Source organism: Virgibacillus siamensis, from assembly GCF_900162695.1.
Classification (GTDB): domain Bacteria; phylum Bacillota; class Bacilli; order Bacillales; family Amphibacillaceae; genus Lentibacillus; species Lentibacillus siamensis_A.
Genome location: NZ_FUIH01000007.1, coordinates 3001776 through 3014753, shown reverse-complemented (window position 1 = coordinate 3014753; position 12978 = coordinate 3001776). Strand labels below are relative to the sequence as shown.

The 12978-nt window shown below is 41.7% G+C and carries 11 protein-coding genes and 1 riboswitch; of the genes, 7 read left to right on the top strand and 4 right to left on the bottom strand.

Annotation, left to right across the window (positions count from 1 at the left end; translation table 11 throughout):
• Positions 1-11: 11 nt before the first annotated feature.
• The gene (locus tag B1K71_RS18255) at positions 12-1007 is read right to left on the bottom strand and encodes an LLM class flavin-dependent oxidoreductase (protein ID WP_077329518.1); all 996 of its coding nucleotides are present in this window, start codon (positions 1005-1007) and stop codon (positions 12-14) included.
• Between the two features lie 204 nt (positions 1008-1211).
• Between B1K71_RS18255 and rlmN the strand changes: the two genes are divergently transcribed.
• From rlmN to B1K71_RS18240, 3 genes are all read left to right on the top strand, one after another.
• On the top strand, positions 1212-2279 hold the full coding sequence (rlmN, locus tag B1K71_RS18250; protein WP_077329516.1) for a 23S rRNA (adenine(2503)-C(2))-methyltransferase RlmN: 1068 nt from the start codon (positions 1212-1214) through the stop codon (positions 2277-2279).
• A gap of 704 nt (positions 2280-2983) precedes the next feature.
• Positions 2984-4162 (top strand): ParM/StbA family protein, encoded by a 1179-nt coding sequence (locus B1K71_RS18245; protein ID WP_077329514.1) that lies wholly within the window; start codon positions 2984-2986, stop codon positions 4160-4162.
• A gap of 9 nt (positions 4163-4171) precedes the next feature.
• The gene (locus B1K71_RS18240) at positions 4172-4708 is read left to right on the top strand and encodes a hypothetical protein (protein ID WP_077329513.1); all 537 of its coding nucleotides are present in this window, start codon (positions 4172-4174) and stop codon (positions 4706-4708) included.
• Between the two features lie 213 nt (positions 4709-4921).
• On the opposite strand, the gene B1K71_RS18235 is transcribed toward B1K71_RS18240, so the two are convergent.
• Positions 4922-6334 carry a Na+/H+ antiporter NhaC family protein gene (locus tag B1K71_RS18235; RefSeq protein WP_077329511.1) on the bottom strand — a complete coding sequence of 471 codons (1413 nt, stop codon included), beginning with the start codon at positions 6332-6334 and terminating at the stop codon, positions 4922-4924.
• Between the two features lie 163 nt (positions 6335-6497).
• Here B1K71_RS18235 and B1K71_RS18230 point away from each other — a divergent pair, with 163 nt between their 5' ends.
• From B1K71_RS18230 to B1K71_RS18220, 3 genes are read left to right on the top strand one after another with little or no spacing between them, the layout of a single operon-like run.
• A complete protein-coding gene (locus B1K71_RS18230) occupies positions 6498-7442 on the top strand; it encodes an AAA family ATPase (RefSeq protein ID WP_175631965.1) in 945 nt (314 codons plus the stop codon).
• Entirely contained in the window at positions 7439-8647 is a 1209-nt protein-coding gene (locus B1K71_RS18225) for a DUF58 domain-containing protein (RefSeq protein ID WP_077329509.1), read from the top strand. Before B1K71_RS18230 ends, B1K71_RS18225 begins: the two co-directional genes overlap by 4 nt.
• Positions 8644-9837: a DUF4129 domain-containing protein gene (locus B1K71_RS18220; protein ID WP_077329508.1), complete on the top strand. Its 1194-nt coding sequence runs from the start codon at positions 8644-8646 to the stop codon at positions 9835-9837. Before B1K71_RS18225 ends, B1K71_RS18220 begins: the two co-directional genes overlap by 4 nt.
• Before the next feature lie 38 nt (positions 9838-9875).
• On the opposite strand, the gene B1K71_RS18215 is transcribed toward B1K71_RS18220, so the two are convergent.
• A complete protein-coding gene (locus B1K71_RS18215; RefSeq protein ID WP_077329506.1) occupies positions 9876-11519 on the bottom strand; it encodes a BCCT family transporter in 1644 nt (547 codons plus the stop codon).
• Positions 11520-11774: 255 nt separating this feature from the next.
• On the opposite strand from B1K71_RS18215, the gene B1K71_RS18210 reads away from it, so the two are divergent.
• Positions 11775-12311, top strand: a complete 537-nt coding sequence (locus B1K71_RS18210) for a GbsR/MarR family transcriptional regulator (protein WP_077329504.1) — start codon at positions 11775-11777, stop codon at positions 12309-12311.
• 29 nt (positions 12312-12340) lie between these two features.
• On the opposite strand, the gene B1K71_RS18205 is transcribed toward B1K71_RS18210, so the two are convergent.
• A complete protein-coding gene (locus B1K71_RS18205; protein ID WP_077329502.1) occupies positions 12341-12520 on the bottom strand; it encodes a hypothetical protein in 180 nt (59 codons plus the stop codon).
• A gap of 175 nt (positions 12521-12695) precedes the next feature.
• Positions 12696-12888: riboswitch (cobalamin riboswitch) on the top strand.
• Positions 12889-12978: the final 90 nt, after the last annotated feature.

Sequence of the window (12978 nt, the reverse complement as noted above, 5' to 3'; positions counted from 1 at the left end):
CTAATATGGCTTCAGTCCATTAATTCGCTGACGATTTCATAGGATCGTTTGCGGGCTTCATGATCAAATATTTGGGCATTAATGATCAATTCATCAGCTTTAGTTTCTTCCATGAACTTTTCCAGGCCTGCCTTTACGGTTTCCTTACTGCCGATAATGGTTGCGTTGGAGCCAATTGATTTTTCAACCGTTGCCTTCTCCATTTCAGACCAGACATCATCAATATTTTCAATTGGCGGCTGCAGTTTGGTTGGCTGGCCGCGTCGAATGCTTAAGAATTGCTGCTGCTGTGTGGTTGCCAAATAGGCTGCCTCTTCGTCGGTATCTGCGGCAATCACATTGACACCAAGCATAGCATACGGTTTTTCAAGCTTATCTGACGGCTTGAAATTGTCCCGGTACAAATTCAGTGCCGGAATTGTATAATCCGGTGCAAAGTGGCTTGCGAAGGAAAATTGCACCCCGAGTTCTGCGGATAATTGCGCACTGAAACCACTGGAACCGAGAAGCCAGATCGGAATATCGAGTCCTTCTCCAGGGACAGAGCGGACACCAGCTGTTCCTTCAAAATAGGCCTGTAATTCTTCCACCTGCATCGGGAAATCCTCGACGCGCTGGTTCAATGTGCGGCGCAGGGCATATGCTGTTGCCTGGTCACTTCCGGGAGCTCGACCAAGACCAAGGTCGATACGCCCCGGATACAAACTTTCCAGTGTACCGAATTGTTCTGCGATGACCAATGTAGCATGATTTGGCAGCATAATGCCGCCGGAACCAACACGGATACGGTCAGTCACACCGGCAAGATGTCCAATGAATACGGATGTGGCCGAGCTTGCAATGCCCGGCATGTTGTGATGCTCGGCCACCCAGTATCGGTTAAATCCAAATTTTTCTGCAGCCTGTATCAGGTCAGCACTATTCTTGAATGATTCCACGGGGGTGCTCCCCTCCAGAACAGGTGCTAAATCCAGAACAGACAATGGTATATTATGAAAAGTCTTCATGAAAATTCACTCCTTATGAAGAAATGATACGTTCTTTCTGATGTATCTTCCAATTTTTTGCCTGAACCGAAAGTTATCTATGGAAGGGCGTGGGGAGATTATAGATATGACAGTACAACTATAGGAAATCAATTGCCACATTGCGATTCTTTCGTTAATATAGTACAATATAAGAATTGCAATGTTTGAAATGAGGGTACGTGTATGAGTAAACAATCCATTTATGGAATGACATATGAAAAATTGACAGATTGGCTTACAGACCATGGGCAACAACGTTTTCGCGCAGATCAAGTCTGGAATTGGCTGTATAAAAAGCGAGTAACAACTTTTGCAGACATGAAGAACGTAAACAAGGAAACGATTACGTTATTGGAAGAAAATTTTGTGCTCCATACATTGGAGGAGGAAATTAAGCAGGAATCATCTGATGGTACCATTAAGTATTTGTTCAGACTTTCTGATGGCAATGTAATCGAAACCGTTCTAATGCGATTTAATTATGGTTTGTCTGTGTGTGTTACAACTCAGGTAGGCTGTAACATTGGCTGTTCTTTTTGCGCAAGCGGTCTGTTGAAAAAAAGCCGTGATTTATCAGGCGGTGAAATTGTTGAACAAATTATGAGTGTGCAGAAACACCTTGATGAGAGAGGTGACGGGGATCGTGTAAGCCATATTGTTGTTATGGGGATTGGCGAGCCTTTCGATAACTTTACGAACCTAATGGACTTCATCAATGTTGTGAATGATGATAAAGGCCTATGCATCGGTGCGCGCCATATTACGGTATCAACCAGCGGACTCGCCCATAAAATTTATGAGTGGGCAGATACCGGCACACAAGTGAATTTGGCTATTTCACTGCACGCACCAAATAATGAACTTCGTACGCAGATTATGAAAATTAACCGTGCATTTCCAATTGAAAAGCTGATGGACTCGGTTGATTATTATCTTGAAAAGGTAAATCGCCGTATTACCTATGAGTATATTATGCTGAGAGATGTGAATGATCATAAATCAGAGGCAAAGCAATTGGCTAGCTTGCTTCATAATAAACGTCATTTAAGCTATGTCAATCTGATTCCATATAATTCTGTTGATGAGCATAATCAATACCAGCGCAGTACTTCAGAATCGATTCAGGCATTTTATGAAACGTTGAAGGAAAATGGCATTAATTGCGGTGTTCGCTGGGAAAATGGTGCAGATATTGATGCTGCATGTGGACAGCTTAGGAGTAAGCAAATAAAAAAGAAAAATGCAGTATAAGCTTGTGGCGCCTGGAATTCAGGCGCTTTTTTAATGAAATTGCGCCTTATATTTTGCAATTAGTTGTAATTCGCTGGGGAAGTATGCAGTTTACTTTCGAATTTTAGCCATATATGCACGATAAAAAGGAATATATATTGCAAATTGGTCCACGGGAAGATTTATATTTCCGTGGACCTCTTAATGTGCAAAAATCGCTTATTTTCATCAGTGGATCCTGTTTTTTGTCGAAATATTATTTTCCATGAATATATGGGGCAGGTAAGAATCTTATTGTATCATGGTTCGAATGGTGTCGGTTTTGCTGTAGTTGTTCTGACTTTCTCCTTAATACTTGGGATTGTAGCATCTTTTCTGTTTTACCATTTACTGGAATACACTCTTTATATCTTTTCCTTTAAAATAGATTGAGTTTCCGTAATGTTACCAATATTTTATGCAATATATAAGATCAAAAATAGAAAAATAGTTGTGTACACAACTGTGTAAACATATATACAATAATGTACACATGTTTACAAATATGTTTCTTATGTACACATTTACGTAAACAAGTACACAAAACCGTACGCAAGCTGTTTTGATAGTGTTTGCGTAAATGTGTACAAGTTTACAAAAAAGAATACGAAAAAAGTCTGATTGCAATTTATACTTTATTCTATTAATCTGAAATAGAAAGAAGACTTTAGAGAGGAGAATGTAACATGGCAAATGCAAGAATTGCAGCAGTTGATGTAGGGAATGATGCCCTGAAAGCAAACTTTGGAAAAATGGAAAACAGCCTTTATATACCGAATGTAATAGCGAGGGACATTGAGGATCGGCCAGTAATCGGGATTGAGGATCTGGATGAGAAAGAACCATTGAATAATTTACATATTCGGGTCCACTCTCCTGCGCTTGAAGAAAATAATGCAATTTATAGGGTTGGAAATCTGGCAACTAAAACAAATAACTCAACAGAACTTGATCCGGGGAGCAGCAAATCTGAAGCTGATCAAACACTGATTATGCTGTTTGCATCGATTGCACTTGATGCAGTGAGCGGCCACACATTTAAAGCTGGTAAAAACGATGTGATCGATGCAACATATAACCTGGGAACGGGTCTGCCATTAAGAGAAGTAAAAGAAGGAAAAGATGTCGGATATCGCTCACAGTTGCTCGGATCAGTGCATCAGGTGGAATTTTTGGTTACTCCGAAATACCAAGGGAAAAAAGTAAATATCAAATTTGATGAAGTGAAGGTTTATCCTGAAGGTTTTGCAGCGTATGTAAACTTGATCATGGACAACGATCTCAAGGTGATTAATAAGGAATTGATTGACAAACAAATATTGATTCAGGATATTGGCGGTCTGTCAACAGATATCGCAGTTATCCGTAATCGCAATGTGGATGATGATAAGGCACAGGGCTTCCATCTTGGAGTTGCCGAGTCGTTGGAAGAAATTCGTGAAGAGATCCGCACAAAACATGGAGTGGAATTAGACAGTCGCCGTGATGTAGTGGATATTATTACCCGTAAAAATGACCGTCACCATATTATGGTTAAAGGCAGTCGGACAAACGTACACGATATAACAGATCGAATCCTGCTCGAACTTGCTAAAAAGGAATACAGATATTTACGTAATGTATGGCAAAAGAATTCCCAATCGGAAATCTGCTATTTTGTCGGCGGCGGATCTGCCGTGCTGAAAGAGTATCTAAAAGCCTTGAATAACAAGCTTGAAGGTTTCAATATCGAGTTTTTCGAGGATGAAAATGAAAGCATTTGGATGATGGCGAATGCGTATTATAAGCTAATTACGCAGCTTGTTGGCAATACCCCATCTAAGGAAGATACGAAGGAGAAAACAGCAGCATCAAAGGAAAAGTAGGGTGATGATATGCGTGAAACGAAAAAGGGCATAGAACGCGGACAATCAATTACATTTCGTGTTCCCTCAGATACCCCTGATTACTTGCTGAAACAATTACAGAAATTGAAGGAAACGGAACGCCGCAATTTTTCAAGTGAAATCGCTAAATTTGTGCTGCGTGGAGTCAATGAAACATATGCAAAAAAGAAGGAAACATTGACGATTCCTCTTCCGAAACAACTGACAAAAGAACAGAAAAGCTGGTTGAAGCATGAACATTCCGAGGCGATGATTGGAACAATTTTATATCAATTGCTGCAAAATCCGATGCGTGCAACGTCAATTCTTGCATCACTAAATGGAGATGCGCCTGTTATGGAGATGCCAGTGTATACTGAGGAAGAAACAGCAGCTGCCCAGGAGGAAAGCGACAGCTCAATGAATCTTGACGATGTGGACCTGGATGACATGGGAGATATTCACGTACCTGAAGAGGAAGAAACAGAAGAGGAACCGGAAGAAGAAAATCCACTTGGTGATTTCTTCTCCCGAATGAATAAATAATCAAAAGGAAGTCTTTTTCAAAGGCTTCTTTTTTTGATGAAATTTGTAATTAAATACAGAATTCCAAAATCAGACTTAAAACGACCATTGGAAACAGGAATCGACTTCGACAGTAAATTACGACAAAAAACAAGTGAATCAAGAACCGGCTATAAAAGGGTTTTTGTGACATAATCGGACATTTCGACATGGAAGGTGCTGTTGAAACCCGTGTCACATGAAAAAGAATCCGACAGCGAGATACCCTGCTATAGCAACACCAGCTCCGATTGCGCATATTTTCAATTTATAGCGGGCGTATTCTACCAGTGGCATTTCCAGAATAGAAGCGGTAGTTATGGTGGTGTCGCCAAGCGGGGAGGTCATTGCCCCGAAGGAACCGCTGGCAAAAACCGCCCCGACAGTCATCGCGACAGATGCTTCCGCGGAAACAGCTAATGCAATTCCGAGCGGCATGATCAATCCCCAGGTGCCGAACGATGACCCGATAAAATAACTGATGGCGGCGCCGATGGCAAAAATAATTGCTGGAATCGTAAAATCCGGTAAAAACGAACCCAACGTGGAGCTGATAAATTTGGAAAAGCCAAGGTCCTCCGCTACCAACGAAAGTGACCAGACAAGCACGAGCAGGATAATTGCCTGCATCAGCTGGTTGCCTCCATCAAAAAAATGGAAAATCAATTCATCCAGCGGCTGCCGGCGAATGACATAATACACAAATGTGATAACGAGTGTAATAAAAATGGCCAGGAGCATAACGAATGTGGCGTCCGCTTGTGAAAAAGCTTCCAGAATAGTATTTGCTCCGTTTGAAACTCCGTCCTCCCAAAGGAGAAAGAGGGAAAGTGCCAGTAATAGAAATAACGGTACAATTAAATTCCACGGCTGCGCTTTTACCATGGATATTTCTTTCTTGATGCCGCCGCGGTGCGGATCCTGCTTTTCGCCGCTTCCCTGATCCGGTTTATTTTCTTTTTCAGATGATGATCGGAATGTCCAAATTAAACCGATGATTAACATGGCAATCGCATAAAAATTAAATGGAATGCTAAGTAAAAATACCTGATATGGATCCAAATCAAGGCTGTACTTTTGAATTCCGCCGGCAATAAGCGAAACCATAAAACCGACAAATGCCGTTGCGACCGGCAGCAGAACAATTACAGAACCGGTTGATACATCCATCGTAAATCCGACTTTTTGTTTCGACAGTTTCATTTTTTCCATCAGCGATTTGATTACCGGTCCAATCATCATAATGCGGAACATCGGCATCATAAATGTAAACGGAAGTGTGATCCAGATAAGCCCGAGCAGCCCCCGTTGTGATTCAATCCGTTCACCAATCCACTCCGAAAAACCTTTAATACCGCCGGAAATGCGCATCATTCCGACGAGTCCCCCAAACAGGTAAAGGAAGCCGATGATTTTGATGTTATCTGCATTTGATATGGTTTCAACAATGTATTGGACCGACTTCTGGGAACCCCCTAAAATATCAAATTTTACCAAAAGTGCTCCAACTAAAAGCCCAAGTACGAGACCCGGCAATATTTTTTTCAGCCAGATGGACAAGCCGATGACGATTATAAATGGTAATAAAGACAGCCAAGCATGCTCCAATTGTTACGCCTCCTTCCACAGTTAACTTTTCCAATATGAGCTGTTTCATGCGGAATTCAAGAAATGCGGAAATGGAACCGATAAGAAAAAAGTTTGATAATAGTCATTTCTTACGCTATATTGGAAATTGTAAGATAATTTGAACCAAACGGGGGTCATCAGGTTGAATGAACAGATAGAGAAACTAAAACAGGGCATTGGAAATGTGCTTTTGGGGAAAGAAAAAACTGCCGAACTTGTTATGATCGGGCTGCTTTGCCGCGGCCATGTACTGCTGGAAGATGTTCCCGGTACAGGTAAAACAATGCTGGCAAAAAGTATTGCGAAGTCAATCAACGGAAAGTTTAAACGAATTCAGTTCACCCCGGATGTTCTGCCGAGTGATGTGACAGGTATCCAGTTTTTTAATCCGAAAGAACAGTGCTTCGAAATGCGTCCGGGCCCTGTTATGACCAATATATTGCTGGCAGATGAAATAAATCGGGCGACGCCTAGGACACAATCAAGTCTGCTGGAAGTGATGGAGGAACAGCAGGTAACGATTGAAGGCGAAACACTGCCGATTGATCCGCCATTTATCGTTCTGGCGACACAGAATCCAATTGAATCGCAAGGTACTTTTCCGCTTCCGGAAGCACAAATGGATCGTTTTCTGATGCAAATTCGTGTCGGATACCCAACACGGGAGCAAGAAAAGGAGATGATGCAGCGATACCGGAAAGAAGAACCGATTGATGCACTGGAACAGGTCTTTAGCCTTGAGGATATTCTGGATTTGCAAAAACAGGTGAAAGAAGTGGTCATTTCAGACGCAGTGGAAGACTATTTGCTTTCGATTGTCCGGGCCACAAGGAAATCGGAATTAACAGATACAGGTGTAAGTCCGCGGGGTACACTTGCTTTTATGCGGGCGGTACAGGCTAAGGCATTTACCGCGGGAAGGACTTATGTAATCCCGGAAGATGTAAAAGAGATGGCTCCTATTGTTCTTGCACACCGGCTCGTGCTTTCACTTGAGGGGGAAATGAGCAAAACAAAGCCACAGGTACTGGAAATGCTGTTGGATGAAATCGAAGTTCCGGTTGAGGCAGGAGCGGTCCGTGAATGAACTGGCACTGGAGAATAGATGTTTTATATGCAATGGAATTGTTGTTCGCCGCCGCTATTTTATTCTTAATTTTGTTATACACACAGATGCCGATGCTTGTTTTACTGACATTCTTAATATTACTTGTCATTGCAATCCCTTATTGGTATTTAAAACGGGTCTCAAATAGTATTCACCTGGCAAATCCTGAGCAACAGCTGAAATTGTTTACCAACGGGGACGATACCATGTATTTTACACTCGAAAACAGCAGCAGACTGCCTGTTTTCAGTGGCAAAATGGAGTTTAGTGTGGAAAATTGTGTAACATTTGAAAACTTGAAGCAGGAAGGGGAAACGAAAAAAATAAAACAATACTCCTTCCGTTTTAATTTATCCGGTAAAGAAAAAGCGCAGTTTCCGGTTGATGTCAGCGGATTGAAACGCGGTGTCGGACGTATGAACGCTATAAACATAACAATTCGTGACTTGCTCGGTGTTGGTACGCTTCATCTGAAATATGATCCATTTTTTCGGTCTGAAGTAATTGTATTTCCTGAACTTCGGACTGTTGGCGGGCTGTATCAATTGAAAAAGTTTGAACAGGGTGCTCAGCCGATGCAGTTCTCTCTGTTTGAAGATTTGACTGCATCAATCGGCAGCAGAGACTATGCTCCGGGTGATCCATTTAATCGGATTCATTGGAAAGCCAGTGCCAAATCAACCCAATTACAGACGAAACAATTTGAGAAAACGACTGGTATGGAATGGATGTTTGTGCTTCATTTAAGCAGAGACAGAATGGATCTTTCAAACAGGTCTGAGGATCTTGAAAAAAATATCAATTCTATTGCTTACATGTGCAAATATGCGACAACACATGGAATTCCGTACAGTATTTATACCAATATAAAGGTCCGCGGGAAAGATTTCATAATGCAATTGAAATCTGGTGAAGGAAGGGATCAGCTTTCCAAGTCACTGGAACTTTTGGCACGGATTAAATTTAACAGTATTACCGTATCGCAGGAAATGCTTCTCGCTTACGTGGACCGAGTCTTGTTCAGGCCGCCGGTTATTATTTTATGCAACTGCGGCTATCAGAAGGAGGAAGTGCGCTATTATCAGAAATGGGAAAAGAAAGGTGCAGCATTATTTGGGATAGAACATAAAGGTGAAGCTTCATACATCGTTTCGGGTACCCGAAAAAGGAAGGGGATTTCATGAATACAACGAAACGATTGCTGGACTTTTTGTATGAATGTTTTTTCCTGTTCACAGTGATGGAAATCCTCTATATCATTGCACACGGCCTGGTACCTATATTGCCGATCGTACTTGTGATTATGCTGAATGGTGTATTTTTCTTATTTTTTCACAACAAAAAAGCGATTCCCCTGCCTATACTGCTGATGTTGATTCTGGGAAGCTTGCTGCTTGGCTTCTTTACGGGGTTAAACATATACGCGTCACTCATTTGGACATCGATGGTTTCTTGGCGTTCGTATGTTCATTTTGTGAAAGTCGATATAGAACGTGAAAATCAGCATGTCTTGTTTATTGTGTCACTTGTGCTTTGTTTAATTGTTTATTTTCCACTTACGGATGTTGCGTATAACGAAATCTTACTCATGCTGCCGTTTATCCAATTTATATTTTTAATCTTGCTGAAAGTGCTTGGCATGGTGCAAACTCAGATTTATTCCAACAGTCGTAAGTATATGATTTGGGCGGCAGGAACGGTCGTGTCTGCTGTTCTTATCTCATTTCTGGGAATTTATCTTTTCCCGGTATTCAATAGGATACTGGTAGCGATTATTACAGGAATTGGTGCTGCTGCAGGATTACTGATTTATCCGGTGAAGTGGCTATTGCAGTTGCTGATTGGTGATGATGCAATTGAATTGAAGAAAGATGATGAAAAGGAAAAAGAAGCCGAGAAAAAGGAATTATTGGAAAAAATGAATGAGCAGGGTGATACGGTTTCTTTCTTAAATTATGAGCTGATTGTGCTGGCTGTTGTTGTCATCATCTTAATTGTAATTGGCATTTACTTTTATAAACGAAAAATTAGTATAGATGTGGATGATGCTGACTCCAATCCGATTAAAAGGCAAGCATCTCATACAAAAGTTAACCGCCGTTTCCAACGAATCCGTCCACCGAAAGATGCGATTCGCAAAAAATTGTATCAGCTGCAAAAAACACTGGCCAAAAAAGGATTTCCGCGCTATGAGTATGAATCCGTTGAGGAATGGTTCCGACGGTTAAACTTTAACGTACCGGATATGCAGGCGGTTATTACAGGCTATCAAAAAGTGCGCTACGGAAATCTGGAGTTATCGCAACGCGAACGTGAACGATTTGAAAAGGGCATAAAACAACTGATGGATGAAGCGAAACTGAATAAAACCTAAAAAACATGCAGTGCTTCGTTTCACTGCATGTTTTTGTATCAGTCAATATCCTTATCCTGCATTGCTTCAAGTGCGGAACGTTTTCGCTTTGTTTCTTTCCGTTTGCGCAACCGTTCCAAAATTTCGCGGCGGTCAATATGAATTGTCGGCGGATAGTAATCTTTTGACTCCCGGATATCGGTGTTGGAAGCCTTCATAAATGACCATGCCAAGAGCCCCATGATGAATATTACCGGAAATCCGGCAACAATACTCGCTGTTTGCAAGGTTTCCAAATCACCGACAAACATCAGCGCGAGCGGCAGCAAGCATAAAGAAAATGCCCAGAAAAGACGGTTCCAGCGAAGTGGTTCACTCTGTACTTCCTTTTGTACCACTGCAGCCAGGATATACGATGATGAATCAAACGTTGTTGCCAGAAAGATGATTGCCAAAATCGTAAATAAGGCAACTACCACATTGGATATGGGCAGCTGATGTAAAATTGCTATAATTGCTGCGGGTGCACCATATTCATTCATGAAGCCAATCACATCAAAGCTCCCGGTTAACTGTAAATATAGTCCAAAATTACCCATAATACCAAAGAACAGAATACAGCCGATGGTTCCGTAAATCATCGTACCAAAAATCATTTCACGGATTGTGCGGCCGCGGGAAATACGCGCAACGAACAACCCGACAAATGGTGCATATACAACCCACCATGCCCAATAAAAGATTGTCCATGATTCCGGGAATCCTGTTTCTTTAAAGCCTGTCAAATTTCCGAATGGTTCCAGCCAAGTGGACATTTTGAAAAAGTTGTCCGCAATCAGTCCGATGCTTGTAAATGTCGTTTCACTGATAAACAATGTCGGTCCAAAAATAAAGATGAACAGAAGTATAAAAATAGCCAGCCATAAATTAATATCACTCAAAATTTTAATGCCGCGTCGAATTCCGGAATAGGCACTTACTGCAAAGATAGCTGTACACACCAGCATAATGACTGTTTTCATCCCGAGGGAGACCGGAATTCCGGTTATATCGTGTACACCTTGTGCAATCATTGGTGTTCCGAGTGCCAGTGTTGTACCGGCACCGCCCATCAATCCGAAAATGAACAGAACATCAACAATGACGCCGATAGGACCATCGACAAGTTTGCCGAGCACCGGTCGTACTGCTTCACTTATTTTTAAGACGGGTTTTTTACGGACATAATAGAAGTAGGCAATTGGCAGAGCTGGCAGTGTATAAATTGCCCAAGCTATCGGTCCCCAGTGGAAAATACCGTAGCTTGAAGCCCACTCGACAGCCTGTTTCGACTCCGGGGTGATGCCAAATGGAGGGCCCTGATAGTAGTAAGCCCACTCAATCATTCCCCAATAGAGAATACTGGAGCCAATCCCTGCCGCAAACAGCATGGCTGCCCATGAAATGGTGCCGAATTCTTTTTCATCATCCTCATCACCAAGTTTTACCTGTCCATTTTTACTGAATGCGACGAACAGGAGAAATGCAAATGCTGCGAGTCCCGTGAGTAAATATAATACTCCGAAATTACCGGTCATAAAGTCATTGGCTATATTGACGGCTTTTTTTCCGGCTTCCGGATAGATGATTAATGGAATTGTAACGAGAAAGAGCAATACTAAAGCTCCTATAAATGTGGGCCAATCAATTAATTTTGATTTCATGATGTGTCAATCCTTTCTAAAGATAGTTTTTCGTGAAGTATAATTTTCATTCATTTGTTCGCTTTGAAACACGTTCATAATCATAGCGGCTCTCATACAATTTGTAAACTTTGTAAACTTTTAATTTCACAAAATATATTCAGTACATGCTTCAATTTTCTCTGTTTTTCTTTTTATTTCGATGAATATTGTCATTTTGCAAAAACTAAATCCTGTGATACATTTCCTATAGAACAGTTGTAAAGGATGATATGGATGGATAATACACAACATAATCTGGAATCGGTGAAAGATCAGTTCATCGAAAAAATAGCCGATAACATGCATTCTTTTGGGGTGGCCACCAGTGTTGGACGCGTGCTTGGCATTATCTACATGCATGGTGCACCAATGACGCTGGATGAACTTTCCGCTGAAACCGGAATGAGCAAAACAAGAATGAGCCAGGTTGTCCGGGAAATGATGGAGCTGAATATTGCAGAAAAAGTTTTTAAAAAGGGAATCCGCAAAGACTTGTATCAGGTTGAACAGGATTATTACCAGACATTCATATCACTGTTTACCTCTAATTGGCAGAAAGCGATCAGCAAAAGCAGAAACTTTGAAAACAGATTAAAAAGACAGTTGGAAAACCTGCATCACAAAGATAGTCTGACGGAAGAAGATGAAGCGGCAGTTAACGAAGTTTTGGCAGAACTCCACGAATGGACTTCCTATTATGATTGGATCCGCCGCCTTACGGAATTTTTCGAGAGCGGAGAAATTTTTAAGTATGTCCCGAAAGAGAAGTAGGCTTTCAAATGGATGGAACTTGCTGCCGATCACAGCCCGATTTCAGGAGACAGCACTGTGATCGGAAACCGGGTAACATGAGCAGTGCATGAAAGACCGCGCGTATCCAATCCGAAATCGCGCATATCTGCCCCAGAAACGAGCATATCTGTTCCGGAATCGCGCATATCTGCCCCAGAAACGAGCATATCCGTTCCGAAATCGAGCATATATTTCCACCCGACGCTCAGATCAAATCCGGGCGTTTTTTAATAAAACAATACGCCATATATGGCAATGACTGCGGGCACCATTGCAAATATCATAATTCTATTGCAGGAAATAGCTTTCTGTGATAGGGTAATATTACAATATATTGTAAGTTTTATCGTGAATACAACTATATATAGTATTTTGAGTTAAGGTGACATCTGTTGTCTTAAAAGGGAATCCGGTGAAAAGCCGGAGCTGTCCCCGCAACTGTATGTGTGGACGAACGGGAAATCCACTGTATCACAAGCTTCACGGCGATGGTACGGGAAGGGCCCAAGTAGGCAGAAGCACAAGCCAGGAGACCTGCCATAACTCCAGTGTTTCGATTCCTCGGGGCAAGTGAAGGTGAAACGATAGAATACATATTTGTGGATTTCTATCGTTATTTCCGTTCATCCCCGGGGTGAGCGGTTTT

Excerpts from the sequence above, each read along its gene's own strand:
- B1K71_RS18255 (WP_077329518.1), bottom strand. The coding sequence starts at position 1,007 with ATGAAGACTTTTCATAATATACCATTGTCTGTTCTGGATTTAGCACCT.
- B1K71_RS18205 (WP_077329502.1), bottom strand. The coding sequence starts at position 12,520 with ATGCTCGATTTCGGAACGGATATGCTCGTTTCTGGGGCAGATATGCGC.
- B1K71_RS18240 (WP_077329513.1), top strand. The coding sequence starts at position 4,172 with ATGCGTGAAACGAAAAAGGGCATAGAACGCGGACAATCAATTACATTT.
- B1K71_RS18215 (WP_077329506.1), bottom strand. The coding sequence starts at position 11,519 with ATGAAATCAAAATTAATTGATTGGCCCACATTTATAGGAGCTTTAGTA.
- B1K71_RS18245 (WP_077329514.1), top strand. The coding sequence starts at position 2,984 with ATGGCAAATGCAAGAATTGCAGCAGTTGATGTAGGGAATGATGCCCTG.
- B1K71_RS18220 (WP_077329508.1), top strand. The coding sequence starts at position 8,644 with ATGAATACAACGAAACGATTGCTGGACTTTTTGTATGAATGTTTTTTC.
- B1K71_RS18210 (WP_077329504.1), top strand. The coding sequence starts at position 11,775 with ATGGATAATACACAACATAATCTGGAATCGGTGAAAGATCAGTTCATC.
- rlmN (WP_077329516.1), top strand. The coding sequence starts at position 1,212 with ATGAGTAAACAATCCATTTATGGAATGACATATGAAAAATTGACAGAT.
- B1K71_RS18225 (WP_077329509.1), top strand. The coding sequence starts at position 7,439 with ATGAACTGGCACTGGAGAATAGATGTTTTATATGCAATGGAATTGTTG.